Source organism: Treponema medium, assembly GCF_017161265.1.
GTDB classification, from domain to species: Bacteria; Spirochaetota; Spirochaetia; order Treponematales; family Treponemataceae; genus Treponema; species Treponema medium.
The window spans coordinates 1283519-1306543 of sequence record NZ_CP031393.1; the positions used below are offsets into that span (position 1 = coordinate 1283519).

Below are 23025 nucleotides of genomic sequence, written 5' to 3' on the forward strand. Positions count from 1 at the left end.
TTATGATATACAAGTTTGCACACCGCAAACTTGAGTAAATAAAAGCCGTGCCATTTGTACGGCTTTTATTTTACACTCCTTTTTACCTTACCACGTTTCTCGGCAGGCGGTCATAATGCGTAGGGCGCGGTTGTAGCGCACCGCTTGCGGTTCAAGTATTTTATCCGATCCGGGGCATGGGTCGAGCCGTTCTTCTTCAAGCTCATCAATTTGCGTAATTTTACCTTGTATGTAATCGGTCAGTACTTCCTGTGTAACTTCAAGCCGCATCAGCATTGCGCCGAAGCGGTGATCCAACACCTCTGAACCGAACCCGCGGCATTCTTCCATCCATACCCGCCGCCGTGCCTTCGCCGTTTCGGCGAGCGCCGTTTTGAGCGGCTTTATCTTCTTTTCGATTAATACCTGCAATGCTCTTTTATCCGATTCCTTATATGCCTCCCAAATATCCAAGGGAAGCCGCCACTTATAGTAAAGCGTCTTCATCATCAGTGCATAAAATTCGGCAATGCTGCGTTGCAAGGGATTATCCGTATTTGCTGCGTCTTCAGTAAAGGCTTGTTCGAGTTTCTTATAGACGGCATCCATATCGGTTGTCAACGTCCGTATGTAATACAGAAATTTTAAACCGAGCGGGTCTTGATATAACAGGTACTTCGACGGCGTTATATCATAGTTGTTACCGGTTGTTCCTTCAAACAAATCCGGCTCGCCCTGCCGCATCCATTCGTCAAGCCCCATACCGGTATAGAGTTTTAGATACTGCGCAAATTCCGCTTCTTGATATTTAGCATGGTAATCAAGGTAGGCAAAAAGCACCAATCCGAACATACAGGTGTAGAGCGGCGCTTCGCTGCCGTCATCACTCCATGAAGTAACGATGACTTCTTTGATTTTTTCCTTTCGGCAAGCTTCAATAGCAGCAAGTGTTGCTTCGAGCGTTCTTTTATGATGCGGTATATATCCCATCCAGCGCCATGCTCCGCCGGCAAACAGAGTCTTTTTCGTAAGCGCTCGGCATGCTTGAAGGTGGTTGCGGTAATGGTTGGTTATGCAGCTATAGTAATCCCAATACATCAATCCTACCTGATTGGGGATAACCGGCTCAACATCCTCTTTGTTATTGGAATAGCGTCCAAAGAACATATCATCCCACACGATAGGTTTAAAGCCGTATGTCGTGCAGAGGGTTTTCATAAAAGCAAGATGCTCCTGCATAATATCCCTCTTTTTTTTGAGTCCGTTTTCGTCCAAATAACGCCCGCGCCCCAGATTATGGGCTTCGTCCATTCCGATATGGATAATATCCGAAGAAAATGCTTTCCGTAACGACGCAATCATCCGGGTAAGCATAACCCGTACTTCAGCATTACCGATGTTAAAGATATTATCGATATCTTTATACTTGTATTCTATATCTTCCCACATAAAATATTGATCCATGTGGGCAAGTGTCTGGACACACGGTACCAACTGTACGCCGAAAATCTGTGCATAGCGATCAACTTCCTGCAAATCTTTTATAGAGTATCGTCCGCGTAATGCACCGAAATAGGGAGCGCCTTCGACTTCGTACACATCTTCCATATACAGCATAAACCACGAATGTCCCATAAAGGCCATTTCGCGAATGAATTGCTTTAGCATATCGATATGTGCAACAGCATTACGGGAAAGATCGAGCATTAAGCCGTTTTTTGTAAAAACATGATCCATGCGGAATTCCAATAAACGCTGGGCATCCCGCCTTGAGTAGAGCAGAGAATCTTCAATTGTTTGACTTTTAAGCAGTAACATCGACAGCGCAAAATAAAAGTGCGGCGCAGAGTCCGTTTCAATTTCGCATACGCCGTTCCTAAATGTTGCGGAAATTTCAGATCCCTTCACTTTTTTGAATGTAACGGGGATACCGTCTTCACTAATTCTGAGCGGATGACTTTTTCGCAGTTCTGCAACTGCGAGTGTCATTTTCTCGTCAAGATCGGATAGATCGAGTTTTAAAGGTTTCAATGGTTTTATTGCCGTACACATTATTTTATCCACCAAAAATAATTAAAGAAACCCTCTAAAAATTTTAGGTTTTAGAGTTTCTAAATAGTAAATGTCATTATATCACAGATATAAAGAAATGGTAGCGTAAATTTCGCACAAAAGGTAGGCTTTAAAAAATTTACTAACGAAGGTATAATCAACCCACTACACTCAATATAAAAATCTGGAGGCAGGCTGCTATGAAATGTATTATCGATAAAAGTATCGTTGCGCTTGGGATTACAAGCGTTGTAATTGGTGTTGCGAAAAATATAGACCCGCATGCGAAATTATCCGAGTCATTCTTAAAAAAACAAAAAAAGATGGAAGATTGGGCATTGCAGTGTGATGTTGATGAGGTTTTGAATAATCCGATTACTCAAGGGTATGCGGATTTGCTGCAAAGTGTCGGGCGCAGTATCAAAAAGTATCCGCCGACCGTTCCCGCATTTATTCGGAATATTCAGCGCCGCGGTTCTATGCCGCACATCAATAGTGTTATCGATATCTATAATGTCGAGTCATTACATTCGCTTTTAGCGATTGGCGGACATGACCTTGATAAAATAGACGGGCAGATAACGTTTACCGTCAATAAAGAAGCGGGAGTTTTCCTTCCAATTTCATCGACGGAGAAGCACGTTGCCGAAACCGATTACGTATACCGCGACCCTAAAGGCATTATCGCATGGCTTGGTGTCCGCGATGGTGAAAATTATAAATTTGATGACGGAACAAAAAACGCAATCTTTATTATTCAAGGGAATGCCAATACCTCTGTTGAAATACGTGTAGAAGCGCTCAAGCGGATTCAAAGCGATTTAGCGGAGTGTATGCCCCAGTTGGAGTTTGAAATACAAGTTATCGAGGGGTAGCGCTCAACTGTTATTCGCTCTTGGTTTTAAGCACCGAAAGGAAGGCTGATTGCGGCAGCTCGACATCGCCGACCATCTTCATGCGCTTTTTTCCCTCTTTCTGCTTTTCAAGGAGTTTCCGTTTGCGGGTGATGTCGCCGCCGTAGCACTTTGCCAATACGTCCTTGCGCACCGGATTAACGGTTTCTCGTGCGATAACTTGGCTGCCGATTGCCCCCTGAATGGCGATTTTGAACTGCTGGCGTGTAATTTCTTCCTTTAACTGCTCGCACACGTGGCGCGCCTTGTTGTACGCATTCGGCTTATACGAAAGCGCGCAAGGGCATCCACCGGCTTGCCGTTCAGCAAAATATCGATTTTCACCAGCTCCGTCGGGCGCATTTCGATTACTTCATACTCAAACGACGCATAGCCGCGGCTGATGCTTTTGAGCCGATCGTAAAACTCAAACAGCACTTCCGCAAGCGGCATTTCGTAGGTAACTTCTACCCGTTTTTGGTCGAGGTAATTCATATTGGTTTGCACGCCCCGTTTTTCGATGCAGAGGGAGATGATATTGCCGAGGTATTCCGTTGGGGTGATGATATTCGCTTTGATATACGGCTCATCCGCGGAAGCGATTTTCCCCTCGTCGGGATATTCTGCCGGGTTGTCGCAGATCATGGTTTCGCCGCTCCGTAGATGGAGACGGTACCGCACAGACGGCGCCGTAAAGATAACCGCTTGGTCGAATTCCCGTTCCAGCCGTTCCTGTACAATCTCCAGATGGAGCAGCCCCAAAAAGCCGCAGCGGAACCCGTGTCCAAGCGCCACCGAAGAATCTTTTTCGTAGGTGAGGCTTGCGTCATTGAGCTTGAGTTTGTCAAAGGCATCGCGCAGCTGCTCGTAGTCGTTGGTATCGACGGGATATACGGAGGAGAACACCACGGGCTTAACCGTTTTGAATCCGGCACGGGGTTCCGCACAGGGACGGGCTGCATCGGTGAGCGTGTCGCCGACTTGCACATCGGAGACGGTTTTAATACCGGCAATGATATAGCCGACCTCTCCTGCGCGCAGGGAATCCCGCTGCACAAGGTCGAGGATAAAAACACCGGTTTCTTCTACACGGTATTCCGCATTGCTGTGCATAAAGCGGATGGTCATGCCGGGCGTTACCGTCCCCTCAAACACCCGCAGGTGTATGATGACGCCGCGGTATGCGTCATAGTGGCAGTCAAAGATGAGCGCCTGCAAGGGGGCTTCTGCGGAACCGGTTGGCGGCGGAAAGTGCTTTACGATGGCTTCAAAAAGTGCATCGATATTTTTGCCGGTTTTTGCCGAAACCGCAACGGCAATATCGGAATCAAGCCCTAAATCGTGATCTATCTGAGCAGACACCGCCGGAATATCCGCCGCCGGTAGGTCGATCTTATTGATTACCGGCAGAATTTCGAGGTTATGCTCAAGCGCAAGGTACATATTGGAAAGCGTCTGAGATTCCACCCCCTGCGTCGCATCCACAATCAATATTGCACCTTCACAGGACGCAATGGCGCGGGAAACCTCATAGGTAAAGTCTACGTGCCCGGGGGTATCAACAAAGTTTAAAAGATAATCCTGTCCGTCGGCGGCGCGGTAGGGAATGGTAACAGCTTGGCTTTTAATGGTGATGCCTCGTTCCCGTTCAATATCCATGTTGTCGGTCATCTGCGCCCGATAATAGCGTTCGTCGATAACCTTGGCTTTTTCTATAAGACGGTCGGCAAGTGTTGACTTCCCATGATCGATATGAGCAACAATACAAAAATTGCGGATATGGTCGATTGAATACATAGGTTCTCTATACTATTGGAAATACGGGCGGCTGTCCAGAGTGTGTATTTATAATTATGAATTGATTATGAATTATTTAGGTGAGTAGGGCGTATTCAGCTTCTGCTTTTTCGGCAATACGCGGGACTTGTTTAAGCATATCTTGCGACACGGCAGTATAGTTGCGGATTAGATCAGAGGCGGTACTCGCAAAGCGCTGTTGTTCCAGCATAGCATAAAAGATGCAAAATAGATCGGCAATGTTCCGCTTGGGTGCAAATAGTTCTGTAAGAGTTTCCGTCAACTCCGTGTATGTCGCACTTAAAAAATATGCTTCATCCTTTGTTGAGGCTTCAATGGTGTTGTCCATATACAAAGCCTGTATATATTCGCGGAGGCAGCGGTCAATGTTCGCATACCAGCTTTCTATGGCGGTTTTCGTATTTTTTGAGATTTCATTTGTAAGACTTGAGGCTGCAACAGGCGACGGTAAGTGTTTTTGAATTTTCCGTGCTGCTTTATAGAGCCGTTTTAGCTGCTTACGCAGTGCGGCAAGCCGGTGTTTCGCCGTTCCAAGTGTTCGTCTACGCAGCTTCCTAAACAGCAGCCATACTCCGGTACCTAACACTACAAGCAGACCGACGCCTACAATCGCTGCGCCATATAATAGAAAGTCGGTTCCCGGCGGCAACAGCGGCGGCTTCGGCGGCTGGAGGCTTACCCGTTCACCGGTTCCCAAAAGTGAAGAAACGGAGATTGCCGGAAGTTTACTATATAATTGTAAGAAAGTAAGAGCAGGAAACTCAATTTCGCCTGTTTCCCATGGGACGAATGTAATAGCGAGATAGTACCCTGATTCCCGTGAAACAATCCTGATTTCGTTGATTGTCATTACGTCGCTTTGCGTCAGGTTTTTGAGCGGAATAGGTATGTCAACGGTAAAGCCACGAGCGGTTAAAGTTTTGTATTCTTTTTCAGACAGCGGAAAAAGGAACTGTGCCGTATCGCCGACAAAGATACGCTGAGGGATGAGTACGCCGTTCATAATGTCGTATCCGCCTGAGGCCGGTATCGGCTAAAGGGCTGAATGCCGTATTTGCCGGTCAAAAAAAATTGATTCAAGAGCTTTACTGTATTGCCGTCGTACGGTAGCACGAGCGGGTATGCTCCGCAGCGTATACAGGTGTTTTCCCATTGTTGGGTATCTTCGGTTATACGGCGGATACGATCCTGCCGGAACTGATGCGAATTGGTCGGCAAGAGCCGCTCCAGTCCCGTTTCGGGGTCGGTAAAGCGCAATATCCCTGCGGCGGGCAGCGCTTCATCATAAGGAGCGGTGATGCGGATTGCGGCAACGTCATGGCGGCGTGCCAATAGTCCCAACTCTTTTTCAAAATTTTCTACTTTAAAATCGGATAGAATAATAATGAGCGCCCGTTGTCGCAGCAGTTTTCCCGCCGCTTCAAGCGCAGGGGCTAAAGCGGTTCCTTTGCTTTTGCTGCCCGAAACGGCAAGCCGTTCCAGAGCGCTTAGTATATGCAAGCTTGGTTCTCTGCCGCGTCGGAGCTGGAATACCCGCGCAACCTTTCCGTCAAAAGCGAGAAGTCCCGTATAGCTATGTAAGTGTTCTGCTGCAAAGGTGATCAGCGCGGCTGCTTCCAAAGCTTTTTCTTGCGGTGCATTAACGGTACAGCCTGCTTCCATCGAAGCAGAAACGTCGACAATCAAAAAAAGCCGCAGGTCGCGTTCTTCACGGTACAGTTTCACAAAGGTTTTGCCGCTCCGTGCCATCAAGTTCCAGTCGATACTGCGGATATCATCCCCCGCTTCGTATTCCCGCAGCGAATCAAACTCAATGCCTCTGCCACGGAAATGACTACGGAAGCTTCCGGCTTGCATTCCCTGCGCGATGGAGAGCGCCGCCAGCTGTAACTGTTTTGACCGTTCCGCTAAATAACCGGTTTTCATCTGCCTCGTATCCGGAATCGACCGCTGCTTTGTGAATGCCTGTGCAGACGTCCGATTCTCGCACATAAATCTAAGGAAAGTTCCTAAAAACTGTTACGTTTAAAAACTTTCTTATATACAGAATATACAGAAAACCTCTAAAAACAAGCGTTTTTAGAGGTTTTGACAGTTGTTTTAAGCCTCTGACCGCTTACATAACCTCAAGGAAAGGAACAATCACAAGTCCTGTTGCATTTTTCAGTACGATGTATACTGCTTTTGCAAGTGCAAGCCGGGTCGCTGCGACATCGGCATTTTCTGCACCGAGGATGGGGCAGTCATGGTAGAAGCGGCTGAACAGCTTGCAGAGGTCATAAAGATAGCTTGTTATGAACATCGGTGCATACTGAGCGGCTGCTTTATCCACTTGAGCGGGGAATTCTTCCAGTTTTTTCAGTAATTCCCATTCTATATCGGAACTGAGCAATTCCGGTTTGCAAACACCTGACTTGGCTTTTTTGCCTTCTTCCGTATCGGCCTTACGTAAAATAGAAGAAATACGTGCACCCATATATTGGATATAGGGACCCGTATTCCCGTTGAATGAAAGAGACTCGGAAGCATTGAACAGCATATCTTTTATCGTATCTACTTGGAGCAAGAAGTAGTGCAATGCACCTAATGCAACTTTTTCTGCGACTTCTTCAGGATTTCCTACTGCGTCCTCACGTCCCTTGGAGGCAATCTCCTTTAACGCGCTGTTCTTGAGTTCTGTAATAAGATCGTCCGCATCGACAACCGTGCCTTCACGGCTCTTCATTTTGCCTTCCGGCAAATTTACCATACCATAAGCGAGGTGATACAAACCGGTATACCAGTCATAGCCGAGCAGCTTCATAATATAGAAAAGCACTTTAAAATGGTAAATTTGTTCGTTACCTACGACGTAGATAAGCTTGTCAAACGGCCACTCGCCATGACGGGTTATCGCAAGTCCGATATCCTGTGTGATGTATACCGACGTTCCGTCTCCACGCAGTAACAGTTTCTTTTCAAATCCGAGCGCTTTAAGGTCAACCCAAATGGAACCGTCTTCGTCTTTATAGAAGATACCTTTTTTTAAGCCTTCCATAATTTCGGCGCGTCCTTTGCGGAACACATCGCTTTCAAAGAAAAGCTTATCGAATGAAACACCCGTGCGGTTATATGTTTGTTGAATACCCTGCAGTGCCCAGCCGTTCATCGTCTTCCACAGCTGCATCGTTTCAGGATCGCCTGCTTCCCATTTTCGCAGCATTTCCTGCGCTTCATCTTCGGCTTCGGGATGATCTTTGCTGTATTTGTGGAACTGAACATACATATCGCCGACGAACTTATCCGGCTTTATACCTTCTTTTACGGGATCGATACCGTTTCCGAAGAGTTTATATGCAAGCATCGATTTACAGATGTGTACGCCGCGGTCATTGATGATGTTCGTTTTGTAGACGTCCGCTCCGCTGAACTGGAGAATACGGGAAAGGCTTTCTCCGATAGCGTCATTGCGCAGGTGTCCGAGGTGCAGCGGTTTATTGGTATTGGGGCTTGAAAACTCGACCATGATTTTCTTACCGGCAAGGGTAGTTGTTTTTCCGTAGTTTTCATTCCCGTTAATAATGGCGTTGAGAATCTGAGCAGCCGTTTCACCCTTAGGTAAAAAGACATTGATATACGGCCCCACCGCTTTCACTTCTCCTTTCCCTTTGAGGGCAGGATCGGCTTGTAGCTTAGGTAACAGTTCTGTTGCGATTTTAGCAGGGGCGGAGCGTAACGTCTTTGCAAAACTGAAAAGTGGAAAACCTAAATCTCCTAGATTCGGATCGGGTGGGGTTTCCATTGCAACCCGTTCTGCAGTAACGGCATCAGCTCCTTCAGGCTGCATCGATGTGAGTGCGCGTGCAATACTTTCTTTCCATAATAACCGTATATCGTTCATAATTACCTCACTTATAGGAACCGCTAAAAGCTTTCGTTTTTAGAGATGCCTTTTTGTTTCTGATTTAGGAAAAACCTCCGGAACGACTAATTGTAAGAGGCTCTTTTCAGTATAGAAAATTCCGTGGCTTAGTGCAAGAGAGTATTTATAATTATGAATTGATTATGAAATTATAAATTGATGAATTTACTCTAATTTTATTATAAATTTTGCTTGCATTTAAAAAAAACTGTGTTATAATTATTCCTATCTTTTGCAGGGAGACACGGCTGATAGTGTTTTTTTACGCGAAGCAGCCTTTTGGCGGTATGGTTACCGCATCCTGCACTATAAGTTATAGGAGGCTTATATGTCCGTATTGAGTGTTACCAGTGAAATTAAAACACTGCGTAAAGTATTGCTTCATAGGCCTGGTGCCGAACTACTTCACTTAACTCCCGACACCTTAGGCGAACTGCTGTTTGACGACATTCCGTTCCTTAAAGTCGCTCAGGCAGAACACGACGCCTTTGCCAAGATTTTGAGGGATAACGGAGCCGAAGTTCTGTACCTCGAAGACCTTGCCGCAGAAGCAATTAAAAAACCGGAAATTAGAACTCAATTTATTGAGCAGTTTATCAACGAAAGCGATGTTTATTCCGAAAAACACAAGGAAAGTATCCGCGAGCTGCTGAACAACATCAAAGATAATAAACAATTGATTTTAAAAACGATGGAAGGTATTGATATTAAAGAACTTAATATCAAGGGTAATGCCTCATTGGTAGACTTCGTTGCCGATTCCGATTCGTCAATGGTTGTCAATCCTATGCCTAACCTGTATTTTACCCGCGATCCTTTTGCTACGATTGGAAACGGTGTAAGCTTGAATAGAATGTTCTCTGTTACTCGTAACCGCGAAACAATCTATGCCGAATACATTTTTAATCACCATCCCGATTATGCCGGTAAAGTACCCAAGTTCTATGATCGCTATGATCCGCCCCACATTGAAGGCGGTGATATCCTCAATATAAATGAAAAAGTTTTGGCTATCGGTATTTCTCAGCGCACCAGTGCAAATGCTATCGACGTTATTGCAAAAAAGATTTTCTTTAACAGCGATTCGAAGATTGAAACAATCCTTGCGTTTGATATTCCGGTAAGCCGCGCATTTATGCACTTGGATACGGTATTTACTCAAATCGATCACGATAAATTTACCATCCACCCCGGTATTCTTGGCCCGCTCCGCGTATTCACCATCACCAAAGGTGCTTCGAAAGGCGAGTTGAAGATTGTACAAAATGATACAACGCTCGAAAAAACGCTTGCTCAGTACACCGGTACCGGCCATGCAGAGCTTATTCAGTGTGCAGGCGGCGACAGGATTGCGGCAGCACGCGAGCAGTGGAACGACGGTTCAAACACACTGTGTATCAGCCCCGGAACAATCGTTGTATACGAAAGAAACGATGTTACCAATGAGCTTCTCGCGAAGCATGGACTGAAAGTTTTGACGATGCCGAGCGCTGAGCTTTCACGCGGACGCGGCGGTCCCCGCTGTATGAGTATGCCGCTCGTACGCGACAACTAAATCATACATTGCTTTATAGTGCCGATGCTGTTTTTTTAATTAACTTGAATAATAAGGAAAGCGGCATCGGCAAATTTTATTATTGCCTGCATATAAGCGGGTATGAATTTTAAGCGCTATAACAATAGCAAGGAGTTTTTATGGGTGTGAATCTTTTAGGACGCAGCTTCTTAAAGTTGTTGGATTTCAGCTCAGCAGAAATCAGGTATTTGTTGGATCTTTCAAAAGAATTAAAAAAATTGAAGATGACACATACCCCGCACGATCACTTAAAAGGAAAAAACATCGTATTACTGTTTGAAAAAACCTCAACGCGCACACGCTGTTCTTTTGAAGTTGCCGCAATGGATTTAGGTATGGGTTCAACCTTCCTTGATCCGGTCAGCTCTCAGATGGGGCATAAAGAAAGCATCGAAGATACCGCACGGGTTTTAGGTCGTATGTATGATGGTATCGAATATCGCGGATTTAGCCAAGAAATCGTTGAAAAACTGGCAAAACATTCCGGCGTTCCGGTTTGGAACGGCTTAACCAATGAATTCCATCCCACTCAGATGCTTGCAGACGTACTCACCGTTGAAGAGCACTTCGGTCATTTAAAAGGCATCAAGCTGACCTTTGTCGGCGATGCACGCAACAATGTTGCTAATTCATTGATGGTCGTATGTGCAAAGATGGGTATGCACTTTACCGCATGCGGCCCCAAGGACTTGTTCCCCTCCGCCGATTTGGTAAAAACCGCTGAAGCAATTGCAAAAGAAACCGGCGCAACCATCACGCTTACCGATGATGTAGAAAAAGGCTGCAAAGATGCAGACGTATTGTATACCGACATTTGGGTATCGATGGGCGAGCCCGACAGCGTATGGGAATCCCGCATTAAGCTGTTGAGCAAATATCAGGTGAACAAGAAGATGATGGCTCTTGCCAACCACAACGCAATCTTCCTGCACTGCTTGCCCTCGTTCCACGATCTGAATACGAAAGTCGGACGCGAAGTGAACGAGAAATTCGGTATTCCCGAAATGGAAGTAACCAACGAAGTCTTTGAATCGGTACAGTCAAAGGTATTCGATCAGGCCGAAAACCGCATGCATACTATTAAAGCGGTTATGTATGCAACCTTAAAATAAAGCGAGCGTTACTACGAATATGAAGAAAGAAAGAATTGTTGTAGCGCTTGGCGGAAATGCACTGGGAAACAATCCGCAGGAGCAGCTTGCTTTAGTAAAAGAAACGGCAAAATCGATTGTCGCATTGGCAGAAAGCGGCTATGAAATCGTTATCGGACACGGTAACGGTCCTCAGGTTGGTATGATCAACTTGGCAATGGACTATGCAGCGAACGGAACCGCAGGTACGCCCGCTATGCCGTTTGCTGAATGTGGCGCCATGAGTCAAGGTTACATCGGCTATCATCTGCAGCAGGCAATCGGCGACGAACTGAAACGCCGGAATGTCAAGCGCGAAGTTGTATGCGTTATCACGCAGGTTTTGGTATCGGAAGATGACCCCGCGTTCACAAATCCCAGTAAGCCCATCGGTATGTTCTATACAAAAGAACAGGCTGATAAAATTAAGGCTGAAAAACCGGATCAGACATTTGTTGAAGATGCAGGTAGGGGCTACCGCCGCGTTGTTCCGTCACCGCAGCCGGTTGCAATTATCGAACGTCCCGTTATCGAAGAATTAGTTGCTGCAGGGCATATCGTTATTACTGTCGGAGGCGGCGGTATTCCGGTACTGCAGAAAGCAGACGGGTTACACGGCGTTGATGCGGTTATCGACAAAGATAAATCCTGTGCAAAGCTCGCTGCAGATGTTAAGGCCGATAAATTGGTCATTTTAACGGCGGTTGAGCAGGTTTGTATCAATTTCAACAAACCCAATCAGCAGGCTTTAAGCAAACTGAACATTGCCGAGGCAGAAAAATACATTGCCGAAGGGCATTTTGCAAAGGGTAGTATGCTCCCCAAAGTAGAAGCATGTTTACAGTTTGTTCGCAACTACAAAGACGGACAAGCGGTTATTACCTCGCTGGCAAATGCTGGCAATGCGCTGAAAGGCGGTAACAGTACGGTTATTACCGCTAACTAATCTACGGTGCTGCGGATAAATACACGCTATTTACCGCAGCGCTTCCGGTTATTTCCGGTATTCCGGTTGGAAGGACGTTGTCTTTTAACTGGAACTTGCATCGTATAAAGATTGTATATATCATGCAAACCGGTTTTTAAATAAATTGGAGGAAAAAAATGGGAAAAGATAAAAAAAAGAGGTCTTCTCTCTCTGCATTCTCTATCTTGTACATTATTCTGCTCGTGTTGGCAGTAATCACATGGATTATCCCCGATGTACAAAATGCGACGCTCGGAACAATCGTTATGGCGTCCTACAACGGATTTGCCAATGCGCTTGACGTTTGTTTCTTCGTATTGGTTCTCGGCGGTTTCTTGGGCATTGTAACAAAAACCGGCGCTCTTAACGCAGGTATTACGCACCTTGTAAAAAAATTAAAGGGCAATGAACTTATCCTTATTCCGATCCTGATGACATTGTTCTCAATCGGCGGTACTACGTATGGTATGGCTGAAGAGACGGTTGCGTTCTACGGATTGCTTGCTGCAACGATGGTTGCCGCCGGTTTTGATTCGGTGGTCGGTGCCGCTACGGTATTGCTCGGTGCAGGCGTTGGCGTTCTCGGTTCAACGGTAAACCCCTTTGCGACCGGTATCGCTATTGACAGTGTTAACAAGAGTTTTGAAGAACTTGGTATTCAGAGCAGTGTAAATAACGGTATTGTTATTGCATTGGGTATTGTTCTTTGGCTTTCTTCTCTTATCATTGCGTGTGCATTTGTCATGTCTTATGCAAAGAAAGTAAAGAGAGATAAGGGTTCTACGATCCTGTCTTTACAAGAACAAGAGATTATGAATGCGGAATTTGCAAAGAAAGACACAGATGTTGAAGTTACTTATACCGGAAAAATGAAGTTTACGATGGGTGTCTTCGCATTCGGTTTCTTCGTGATGATTATTTCCGTTATTCCGTGGGATAAATTCAATGTTACCATATTCGAAGGCTGGTCGTCATTCTTAACAGGCGCTGCAATCGGTGAATGGTGGTTTGGCGAACTTGGTATGTGGTTCTTTATCATCGGTTTGATCATTGCGTTTATCAATAAATTTACTGAAAACGAAATTGTTTCCGCATTTATGGAAGGCGCAAAGGATATTATGAGCGTTGTTCTCGTTATCGCTGTTGCACGCGGCGCTTCCGTATTGATGGGTGAAACCGGTTTGGATAAGTATGTTCTTGAACATGCGTCACAAGCATTGGAAGGTCTGCCGGCATTTGCATTTGCACCGCTTTCATACATCCTGTATGCATTGCTCTCCTTTGTTATCCCGTCAACCTCCGGTTTGGCAACCGTATCCATGCCGATTATGGGACCGCTTGCGCAGAACTTAGGTTATAACCCCGCTGTTATGGTTATGATTTTCTCCGCAGCATCCGGTATTCTGAACCTCTTTACCCCCACGAGTGGTGTTGTTATGGGCGGTCTTGCGAGTGCTCGTATCCAATACAGCACATGGCTCAAGTTCGTCGGTAAAGTACTTGCCGTGCTGTTTGTGGTCAACCTTATCGTTCTGACTGTAGGAATGATGGTTCTTTAAAAATAATCTTTAGGCGTAAAAGCCTGATGTATTGGTGCTTAAAAATTTCGGTTTTTCTGCACCTATTAATTTAACGAAAACAGCCTATTAACCCAAGCGGGTTAATAGGCTGTTTTTTTCGTTTTACCTGCCACTATTGATGAATTTCTACCGTAATCTTGTTTTTTAAAAGACGCATAATCGGTATCTCAATCAGATATTCATCGTATAAATCAAGATAACTTATTTCCGTAGATTTTTTTGACTCTTTAAGAATAACTTTACTAATAGACGGCATACAGGATTTGCTTATGAGCAACCGATATTTACTGGTTGCTAAAAATAATTGAGCCATTTCATTACCGGTTTGTGAAGAATCATCGTCCTGCAGCGAACCGACGTAAATGGTCATTTTCTTTTTTGTATATTTCGGTATAAAGTCAATATCCTCGGCATTGATGGCTTTAAGTATGTCTTTATCTTTGTAGTTGATATTCATGTCGATAAGGTATCCGACATTAACCTGATCGTTTATTTTTGTTATTTTTGCACCGAATTGTTCGTATTCTTTCATATCCGATGCGTTGAATTCGGTAAAAAGCTCATCGTAATTGACGGAGGAATTACCCTGCATACTCGCCGCCATCTCCAGCATCGCTTTTGCAATAGTAAGGCTGATGGTATTCTGATCCGTCCCATCACTTTTACGGGTAATATGCTGTACGATGTCGATACAACCCGTTAAACTTAAACAACACAACCCGATACAAATACCTAATCCTATTTTTTTCATATAAAACTCCTTTCTATGATTGTATAAGGAGCTAAATGGTATGTCAATCAAAATTCCAGGGTTGTCAGGGTAAAACGCATCAGGCATTTTTTTACCACCCCCGCGGAAAAATTGAGACTATTCAACCAGACCTGCCAAGGATGGCAGTGGTTTCATACAGTAGCGATGTTTTGCGCACACGCAAAACTCGCCTTCAACTGATGTACATGGATGTACAACAGTTGAAGATGGTTCAAATGGTCTCCCAGTCTCAATTTTTCCGCGATTTTTATCTACTCTGCCTGATGCGTTTACCCATTTGCTGGAAAAATGTGCGAAATTTTAAGCAAAATTTCGCACAGAAGGAAGGCAACCGCTAAAAATATTTGTAATGCGGTTGCCCTAATCAAAACCCTGAAGGCCAGCATTGTCGTACGGCTTCTTTAAAGTGGAGGCCGCGGTCGAACTCGTTTTTAAACATACCGAAGCTCGTAGCGCCGGGAGAAAATACGACGATTTCTTGTTCTGCAGCAGTCGTATTTTGCTGTGTCGGTTCGTATTCTCTGCGGACTGCCTCAAGCAATGTAGAAAGGTCTTGAAAGGAGCCGAAATACGGAGTGTGCTGAGCTTGCAGCAGCGGTGTTAATTTATCGGTACCCGTCCCTGCAAGTAAAAATATTGCTTTTGCCTTTTTAAGCTCCGGTGCAAGCGTAGTAAAGTCGAGTTTTTTGTCGGTGCCGCCGGTGATAAGGATAACCGGTTTTTCAAAAGCATTCACGGCTGCTGCTGCCGCTTCGGGAATCGTTGCTGCGGAATCATTATAAAATTTGAATTGCTCCGTTTCGTAAAAAAATTCGAGCCGGTGGGGAATTCCGCCGTAGTTTTTCATAACGGCAGGGATCTGCAGCAGATCGGCGCCGTATAACGCAAGAGCAAGCGAGGCTGCCATAACATTTTGCTTGAGCGCTGTGCCGGGAACTGCGATCCGTGAAGGCAGCAACAGTTGGTCATCATCCGGTTTTAACCGTATCCGTGCGGATCCATCGGGAGCTATCCATGCACCGAGCAGATATGGCGGCAGCGGATGTGCGCTGTACCAAAAAACCTGTCCGGCAGTTTCCTGTGCAAAAATCTTTCCCCAGTCGTCGTCATAATTGCAAATGGTGTAATCGGTTTTATCCTGATTACGATAGATAATTTTTTTGTCGGCTACATAGCGTTCCATCGAACCGTACCAGTTTTGATGATCGGGCATAATGTGGGTAATAATTGCTATTTTAGGTTTTAACTGCGGACTTTGCGCAAGGTCGCCGAGCTGCCAGCTGGAAAGCTCCAGCACAACCGGAGTATCGGAGTTTGTTTCAGTTAAGAAGGTGAGCGGACTTACCGTGATGTTGCCGCCGAGGAATGTCCGTATGCCGCATTGCTGCAGTCCGTAGTGCAGCGCACTGACGGTTGAGGATTTTCCTTTACTGCCGGTTACGGCGAGTATCGGTGCGGAACTCAGTTGTAAAAAAATCGAGATATCGGTTTCGATGCACTGCGCAGCGGCGAGGTATGGATTTCCTTCCGATTTTACGCCGGGATTTTTAATTACCATATCAGCGGTACGGAAATCTTCAATGTTATGGCCGCCGAGCGCAAAACGCACATTAGGATAGTGCCGCAGCTCTGCAACGGAGGGGGCAAGCTCCTCCTCGGTTTTCATGTCGGTTACGATAACCTCTTTTGCGCCATTCTCTGCAAAAAAACGCGCAGAAGCAAGCCCTCCGCCGTTTAATCCGAGGCCCATAATCGTTACCGAAAGACCTGCAATATCGTTCAAATTCCGTATCATCATTCGGCAATAGTATCAAAAAAAAAGCGTTTAGAAAAGAATGCACTTCTTTGGTTCGCACCTGCCAAGCTTATTTTTTGGAAAAGCGTTCTTGACTTTTGAAGGGGGGGGGGTATGGAAGAAAGGTTTCATTTGAACTGTCTCTTGTATTGTTTTTATATGGTATAGCTTTTTAATCGCTTATTCGTTATAGAAACGTAGCAAGGGAATAACATCAGAAGGAGGATATATATGAAACTCAAGAAAACGATTACTGCGATTGTAGTATTCAGCATGGCAAGCGCTATGATGCTTGCTGTTTTGGCTTGTTCCAATCCTGCCGGCGGAGGTGGTGGTAGTGGCGGTATATCATATACCGGTACTTATGCAGGGATAGGAGAAGAAGATTCAGGACTGGGCGCTTGGGAGTTCACCATTGATACTAAAGGCAATTTGACCGGTTGGTTCCAAGTGCTAACCAGCGCACAGTCCAACTGCACCGGTACTATAAAATCTGATGGAAGCTTTACGGCTTCCGGAAAGACAGTATTGACATATCTGCCTTTTACTGGAGTATTTGATGAAAAAACTAGGGTTCATACTATGCCTCGCCCTTTTCTATCCGTTTGTCGCCCCGAGACTATCATACGTTTGTCGAAGAGTGCGGAAACGCCTTAGACGTATATACCATACTGCAATATTCGTATTATCATACGCTTGTAGAAGAGTGTGGAATCGCCTTAAACTCATATACTATGGTGCAGTATTTGTGTGGAAAACATTTAAGGTTTTTGGCTTTAAGAACGGATGCACATGCGCAAGAGTCGTAATAAAAGACATTTACAATTTGAGATGATCGAATATTGTTTGGAAAATATTTCTCAGATAAGGAATTGACAAAATGATGAAACGTGCTGATGTAGTAATGAATTTTTTAGAAAAATATTCTTCCGTGTGCGATGATTGTTTGTCGGAGCAATGTAAGATTTTTCCAAGGCAGCAAATAAACAATATTACCAGAATTTTGTATTCAGAAAATAAAATATGGAAGGAAAAAGGTATATGCAGCTTTTGTTTAAAAAATAAATTGGTGTCTAAAAAAATCGGAAAATCTTATGTAAGAAAAATAGGAGCTATTAGTCAAAAGAGAAAAATACCATTCCCTACGGAATCTGAAATTACAAAATATTTGAACCAATGGAAATCATTAGAGAAATATGTATTACAAGAAAGCAGTTTAGATAAATTATTTCATAAAACTTATCCGCAAAATCGAGAACTGGACGATGTGCTAATAAAAGTATGCACTTTAAATATTTTTTACAGTACAAATATTTTCTCTCCGACAGACATGGCGCAGCATATTGTTTCATTACAAATAGATAAAAGACTTGAACGTGGAGATATCGATTTAATAAATGATATTGCTATAATCCATATAAAAGGAGAAAAGAAAAAATTTTATTCATTTGCGACAAAATATTGCAGCCATCATTTTGATAAAGCATATCCTATTTTTGATCGTTATGTAGAAAAAGTTTTGATTTATTTAAAACAAATAGATCATTTTTCTGAATTTGAAAACAAAGATTTAAAAAATTATGGCAAATTTTATGAGATACTATCTCAATTCAAAGCATTTTACAAATTACAAAAATATAATTGGAAAGAAATTGACAGATATTTATGGCAAGTCGGTAAGGAAGTCTTTCCGAATAAATATTAGAAATAGATTGCTGTGCATGGCCGGTAGATAATACACCCGCCGCTAAAATAAATAAGGAGAAGTTGCTATGATTGCTCAAATGAAACTGTTTCATTTGAGCAAACTTGTGCTGCTGCTGTTCATTATCGCTTTAATGTCATACCCGTTAAATGCAGATGATAAAGAATATATCAAAATAGAAATTGACGGCGAAACAGTCGGAAAATGGATGGAGTTTGCAAGTCTTTCGGAATACAATAGCAATGGGAAAATAAGCTATACTCGCTATTCCGATGCAATTGCGTGGTTCTGCTTACCAGGGATTCCGCATTATAAATAGTGTCAAAAAACAGTAGCTCACACGGTATAAAAGATGGTAAAATGTTCTTGGGGTGGAACAATGACATTACAAGAATCATTTGAGAACATTAAAGACGAAAGAATCGAAAGATGCAAGAAACACAATCTCGTCGATATATTAATGCTTGTGTTTGTGGGAGTATTGTGCGGGTATAAAAGTATAGAAGGTATAACTTCGGCAGCCGCAATAAGTCTGCCTCGTTAACCGATGAGTTTGCCTTTCGGTAAACATCACAGATTATAGGTACGCTATCGCGTACTAATTCAGCATCCTCTAAAATGTATATTTTATTCGGCTGCTGAATTTTAAGGAACAAATACAATTTTATGCGACATTAAGCGAACAAACCCTCAAAAAATATCTGAAACTGAAAAATGGCATCCCCAGCAGCGACACGATTCTGCGCGTACTTGCAAGAATTGATGCAAAGCAGCTTGAAAAAGTATTCATAGAATATGCACGAGAGACATTCGGCAAGCATATTGCACAAAATGAAGTATTGGCGATTGATGGGAAAACCATCCGGCGCTCTGAATATGCACCGACAGGCGAAGATAAAAAACCGCATAAAGCTGCTCATGTTGTTTCGGCTCAGGGCGTACTCTCTGGGTGTGTGTTTTGGGCAGGTGAAAACAGAAGAAAAATCAAATGAAATCACCGCCATTCCTGAACTTCTGGATCTGTTAGACTTAAAAGGGATGATTATTACTATAGATGCGATGGGTTGCCAGAAAAAAATCGTTGAGAAAATAGCAGAAAAGGAAGCGGAGTATGTCATTTCTCTGAAAGGAAATCAGCAATCGATCCATCGGGATGTAAAAGAGTTTTTTGAGCACCCTTGTGATGACGCTTATTGTCAGTATTACAATATTCAGCGTGGAGAATATAGCCTTGAAATTGGACACGGACGAATTGAAAAACGCACCTGTTATCTTTGCGGGAATATTGATTGGCTTTCTTCAAAAAGATGAATGGAAGAATCTCAATGGCGTTGGAATGCTCGTGTGCGAAAGAACGGTAAAGAAGACTGGGAAGAAATCCGTTGAACAAAGATATTTTTTGACCTCACTGACAGATGTGCACAAGGCAGCATTTGCGATGAGGGCTCATTGGGGGATAGAAAATAACCTGCATTGGGTTCTCGATGCAATTCTCGATGAGGATTATTGTCTTGTGCGGAAAGACAATGCGGCAGCAAACTTAAGCGTCTTACGAAAAATTGTCTTGAATATACTCAAACAGGTTGATTTTTCGGATATCGTAAAAGCAAAGAAAATGCTCCTATAAATTCGACAACCGCAGCCTTTATTAAAAGGCGAGGATTGGCGAATTGCCGCACTTTTGCAATGAAATGAAAAAGTGCAATCAATAGACGATGTTTGCCAAATGGCAAACTCGGCATTACAATAAGCCGTACCATCTGGGCGGCTTATTGTAATAGCGCTTCTCCATAAGCAGCACCTATGCAACAAACGAGAAGATTGCCTCGATAGAGTATTGCTCTCGTTATAATGCGGAATCCCTGTTCTGCTTACCTTGACTATTATACCCTGTAAAGTTAAAATGTTAATATGAAAGATACATTGATAGATAGTGCCGTCCGCAAGATTCCGGATTTTCCTAAGAAGGGAATTTTGTTTTATGATATTACGGGGCTTCTGATAAATCCTGAAGCGTTTCACTATTGTTTGGATAAGCTTACGGGCTTTTATAAGGATGAAAAAATCGATGCGGTTGCAGCGATCGAATCGCGCGGTTTTATTTTTGCGGCTCCCTTTGCTGATAGGCTCGGTATTCCGTTGATTCTTATCAGAAAGAAGGGAAAGCTGCCGGGTGAAACCTATTCCTGTTCTTATGACCTCGAATACGGGCAAGCAACGATCGAAGTGCACACCTCCGATATACAAAAAGGCCAGCGGATATTGCTGCTCGACGACTTGATTGCAACCGGCGGCACGCTGAATGCGGCGCGGAAAATGTTGAATCAGGGCGGTGCCGAGGTGGTCGGTTTTTGCGGTGTTATCGGATTGCCGTTTTTGCACTATGACAAGATTATCGGTGATTTACCGATTAAAACACTGATCGAATACGACAGCGAATAGGGATAAGATTTTAAAATGATTACTTTAATTAAAGATATACTGACACAAAAACCGGACGGGCAGGAGGTTGCCGTCTACGGATGGGTGCGTACCAAACGCGAAACAAAAAACCTCATTTTTATTCAGGTAAACGACGGTTCCTGCTTTGCCTCGATTCAGCTCACCTTTGACCGAGATAAGGGGATTGATGCGCAAACCGAAGAAAAATTAAGCAGGATTACGACCGGCGCTTCAATTAAAGCGGTCGGTGCATTGATTGAATCTCCCGCATCGGGACAGGCCGTAGAGGTTGCTGCAAAAACGATTTTTGTGTACGGCGAGGCTTCCGGCGAAACCTATCCGCTGCAAAAAAAACGGCATACGTTTGAGTTTTTACGCGACATAGCTCACTTACGCGCCCGTACCAATACATTTGGAGCAGTTGCCCGTGTGCGGAATCAAATGGCTTTTGCTGTGCATAACTTCTTTCAAGAGCACGGTTTTCAATATGTGCATACGCCGCTGATTACCGCCTCCGATTGTGAAGGCGCCGGCGAGATGTTTCAGGTAACCACGCTCAATATGCAGGAGATTGTCCGCAAAGCCTTAAAAGATAAAGTTGATCCTGCCACCTTCGCGGTTGATTACAAACAGGATTTCTTTGAGCGGGAGGCCTATCTGACGGTTTCCGGTCAGCTGGAAATAGAAACGTATGCAACGGCGCTTTCACGGGTCTATACCTTTGGCCCGACCTTCCGCGCGGAAAACTCAAATACGACGCGGCACCTCTCCGAATTTTGGATGATAGAACCGGAGATGTCGTTTTTCCGGCTTGAGGACAACATGGATTTAGCGGAGAAATTTGTTGTCTATCTCCTTAAATGGGCGTTAACTCATTGCAGAGCTGACCTTGAATTTTTTAACGCACAGATTAAACCGGGGCTTATCGAAACGCTGGAACACGTGGTCGAGTCTAAGTTTACCCGCATCACCTATACCGATGCGGTGAAAGAACTTGAAAAGCACGCTTCCGAGTTTGAGTTTAAACCGTTCTGGGGTTGTGATCTTCAAAGCGAGCACGAAAAATATTTAACCGAGCAGGTTTTTAAAGGCCCCGTTATCGTAACGGATTATCCCAAGGAAATAAAAGCCTTCTATATGAAGCAAAACGATGACGGTAAAACGGTACGGGCGATGGATGTGCTGGTGCCGGGACTCGGCGAGATTATCGGCGGTTCCGAACGGGAAGACAACCTTGCCGCGCTGGAAACCCGTATGACCGATCTCGGCCTTGATGCCAAAAACTACTGGTGGTATTTGGATTTGCGCCGCTACGGAACCGTACCGCATTCGGGATTTGGGCTTGGATTTGACCGGCTGCTCCTCTATGTTACCGGTATGGCGAATATCCGCGATGTTATTCCGTATCCGCGGACACCGAAATCTGCGGAATTTTAACCCCGGCAGCGTGTTGTACCGCAACGCAGCGTATTTATACAGGATGTACCGGTATGCAGCGTACCGGTACATGATGCGTTTGTATGTACCGTACTTACACGCTCCGACCATAAAACCGGCAGTATGAGTAACCGTTCTTGGAATACCGAGGCGCTTGTGCTGTCGGTTTCTTCTTTTAGCAGCGACCATCGGAACGTGTCGCTCCTTGTGCCGCAGGAGCACGGGTGTACCATTGTACCGGCAACCCTGTTCGGCGGCGCACGGAGTAAACTGCGGGGGATGGTTTCTACCTATCAGAGCGGGCAGGTCTGGCTCTATTCAAACCCGATAAAAAATTCAAACAAAATTACCGATTTTTCAGTGAGCGCCTACCGGATGGAGCTGCGCGAAAGTTTAGCCCGCAGCTGGTGCGCTGCTGTGTGCAGCGAAATCACGATAAAGACCTGCGGCACGGTGAACTGGCAGCTGGTAAACGCTTTTTTGGATGGGCTGTGCGTGTCCGACGATGAAGGATGCGAGCGGGGGCTCCTGCGCTTTTTATGGCGGCTATTGCAGACCGCAGGCGTTGCCCCCGATATATTCCACTGCGGCACGTGCGGCATCGAGATTGCAGCCGACGCTGAAATTCCAGCGAACGCTGCGTCATCCCCGGCGGAAACGTGCTGCGCTGTGTATAGTCCCGCAGAGGATGAGTGCTTTTGCAGTTCCTGCCGCCGGTTCGATGCCCATACGTTTCCGCTTTCAGCAGAGGCTTTCAGGTATCTGTATGCCGTAACGGAAAAAGCTCCCGGCTATTCACGGCACTTGCCGCTCAGCCCCGCCGCCTATGGGGAGCTCAAGCGGTTCCTCTTCTTCTTAACCGAAAAGATGGCAGGGGCACCGCTCAAAACCTTTCAGATGGGGTATGTGTAATCATAAACACTCGCTTGATTTGCCGGTGCGCTATGATGTATGATCTATAACACAGAAAACCGCTAT

At 44.8% G+C, this 23025-nt stretch carries 20 protein-coding genes and 1 pseudogene; 14 read left to right on the top strand and 7 right to left on the bottom strand.

Going from position 1 to position 23025, the window contains the following annotated elements:
* Nucleotides 1-87 precede the first annotated feature (87 nt).
* A complete protein-coding gene (locus DWB79_RS05760; protein WP_016523097.1) occupies nucleotides 88-2031 on the bottom strand; it encodes a beta-N-acetylhexosaminidase in 1944 nt (647 codons plus the stop codon).
* A gap of 200 nt (nucleotides 2032-2231) precedes the next feature.
* On the opposite strand from DWB79_RS05760, the gene DWB79_RS05765 reads away from it, so the two are divergent.
* Nucleotides 2232-2906 carry a B3/B4 domain-containing protein gene (locus DWB79_RS05765; RefSeq protein WP_016523098.1) on the top strand — a complete coding sequence of 225 codons (675 nt, stop codon included), beginning with the start codon at nucleotides 2232-2234 and terminating at the stop codon, nucleotides 2904-2906.
* Between the two features lie 10 nt (nucleotides 2907-2916).
* Here the strand turns inward: DWB79_RS05765 and lepA are convergent.
* From lepA to argS, 4 genes and pseudogenes are all read right to left on the bottom strand, one after another.
* Nucleotides 2917-4721, bottom strand: a pseudogene (gene lepA / locus DWB79_RS05770) (translation elongation factor 4).
* 76 nt (nucleotides 4722-4797) lie between these two features.
* On the bottom strand, nucleotides 4798-5745 hold the full coding sequence (locus DWB79_RS05775; RefSeq protein WP_016523101.1) for a hypothetical protein: 948 nt from the start codon (nucleotides 5743-5745) through the stop codon (nucleotides 4798-4800).
* The gene (locus DWB79_RS05780; RefSeq protein ID WP_016523102.1) at nucleotides 5742-6734 is read right to left on the bottom strand and encodes a DUF58 domain-containing protein; all 993 of its coding nucleotides are present in this window, start codon (nucleotides 6732-6734) and stop codon (nucleotides 5742-5744) included. The genes DWB79_RS05775 and DWB79_RS05780 overlap by 4 nt, the downstream gene beginning before the upstream one ends.
* Before the next feature lie 124 nt (nucleotides 6735-6858).
* Nucleotides 6859-8622, bottom strand: a complete 1764-nt coding sequence (gene argS, locus DWB79_RS05785) for an arginine--tRNA ligase (protein WP_016523103.1) — start codon at nucleotides 8620-8622, stop codon at nucleotides 6859-6861.
* Between the two features lie 349 nt (nucleotides 8623-8971).
* On the opposite strand from argS, the gene arcA reads away from it, so the two are divergent.
* The 4 genes from arcA (at nucleotide 8972) to DWB79_RS05805 (ending at nucleotide 13875) form a co-directional block, all read left to right on the top strand.
* On the top strand, nucleotides 8972-10198 hold the full coding sequence (gene arcA / locus DWB79_RS05790; protein ID WP_016523104.1) for an arginine deiminase: 1227 nt from the start codon (nucleotides 8972-8974) through the stop codon (nucleotides 10196-10198).
* Nucleotides 10199-10338: 140 nt separating this feature from the next.
* Nucleotides 10339-11331 carry an ornithine carbamoyltransferase gene (gene argF / locus DWB79_RS05795; RefSeq protein ID WP_016523105.1) on the top strand — a complete coding sequence of 331 codons (993 nt, stop codon included), beginning with the start codon at nucleotides 10339-10341 and terminating at the stop codon, nucleotides 11329-11331.
* A 19-nt stretch (nucleotides 11332-11350) separates the two neighbouring features.
* Nucleotides 11351-12295, top strand: coding sequence for a carbamate kinase (arcC, locus tag DWB79_RS05800; RefSeq protein WP_016523106.1), 945 nt, complete (start codon nucleotides 11351-11353; stop codon nucleotides 12293-12295).
* A gap of 158 nt (nucleotides 12296-12453) precedes the next feature.
* A complete protein-coding gene (locus DWB79_RS05805; RefSeq protein ID WP_016523107.1) occupies nucleotides 12454-13875 on the top strand; it encodes a YfcC family protein in 1422 nt (473 codons plus the stop codon).
* A 133-nt stretch (nucleotides 13876-14008) separates the two neighbouring features.
* On the opposite strand, the gene DWB79_RS05810 is transcribed toward DWB79_RS05805, so the two are convergent.
* Both DWB79_RS05810 and murD read right to left on the bottom strand, forming a co-directional pair.
* Complete coding sequence (locus tag DWB79_RS05810) at nucleotides 14009-14647, bottom strand: hypothetical protein (RefSeq protein ID WP_016523108.1); 639 nt, start codon at nucleotides 14645-14647, stop codon at nucleotides 14009-14011.
* 385 nt (nucleotides 14648-15032) lie between these two features.
* Entirely contained in the window at nucleotides 15033-16466 is a 1434-nt protein-coding gene (murD, locus tag DWB79_RS05815) for a UDP-N-acetylmuramoyl-L-alanine--D-glutamate ligase (RefSeq protein ID WP_016523110.1), read from the bottom strand.
* Nucleotides 16467-16694: 228 nt separating this feature from the next.
* Here murD and DWB79_RS05820 point away from each other — a divergent pair, with 228 nt between their 5' ends.
* From DWB79_RS05820 to recO, 9 genes are all read left to right on the top strand, one after another.
* Complete coding sequence (locus DWB79_RS05820; RefSeq protein WP_016523111.1) at nucleotides 16695-17120, top strand: hypothetical protein; 426 nt, start codon at nucleotides 16695-16697, stop codon at nucleotides 17118-17120.
* A gap of 223 nt (nucleotides 17121-17343) precedes the next feature.
* On the top strand, nucleotides 17344-18168 hold the full coding sequence (locus tag DWB79_RS05825) for a hypothetical protein (protein WP_016523112.1): 825 nt from the start codon (nucleotides 17344-17346) through the stop codon (nucleotides 18166-18168).
* 67 nt (nucleotides 18169-18235) lie between these two features.
* Nucleotides 18236-18487, top strand: coding sequence for a hypothetical protein (locus DWB79_RS05830; protein ID WP_016523113.1), 252 nt, complete (start codon nucleotides 18236-18238; stop codon nucleotides 18485-18487).
* Between the two features lie 60 nt (nucleotides 18488-18547).
* The gene (locus DWB79_RS05835; RefSeq protein WP_252722506.1) at nucleotides 18548-18712 is read left to right on the top strand and encodes a transposase family protein; all 165 of its coding nucleotides are present in this window, start codon (nucleotides 18548-18550) and stop codon (nucleotides 18710-18712) included.
* Between the two features lie 251 nt (nucleotides 18713-18963).
* Complete coding sequence (locus DWB79_RS12050) at nucleotides 18964-19479, top strand: ISAs1 family transposase (protein WP_051125817.1); 516 nt, start codon at nucleotides 18964-18966, stop codon at nucleotides 19477-19479.
* Complete coding sequence (locus DWB79_RS12055; protein ID WP_252722503.1) at nucleotides 19454-19795, top strand: ISAs1 family transposase; 342 nt, start codon at nucleotides 19454-19456, stop codon at nucleotides 19793-19795. The genes DWB79_RS12050 and DWB79_RS12055 overlap by 26 nt, the downstream gene beginning before the upstream one ends.
* Before the next feature lie 284 nt (nucleotides 19796-20079).
* Nucleotides 20080-20610 (top strand): adenine phosphoribosyltransferase, encoded by a 531-nt coding sequence (locus DWB79_RS05845; RefSeq protein WP_016523116.1) that lies wholly within the window; start codon nucleotides 20080-20082, stop codon nucleotides 20608-20610.
* Nucleotides 20611-20625: 15 nt separating this feature from the next.
* Nucleotides 20626-22047 (top strand): asparagine--tRNA ligase, encoded by a 1422-nt coding sequence (asnS, locus tag DWB79_RS05850; protein ID WP_016523117.1) that lies wholly within the window; start codon nucleotides 20626-20628, stop codon nucleotides 22045-22047.
* A gap of 123 nt (nucleotides 22048-22170) precedes the next feature.
* A complete protein-coding gene (gene recO, locus DWB79_RS05855) occupies nucleotides 22171-22959 on the top strand; it encodes a DNA repair protein RecO (RefSeq protein ID WP_040859089.1) in 789 nt (262 codons plus the stop codon).
* The last annotated feature ends 66 nt before the right edge of the window (nucleotides 22960-23025 follow it).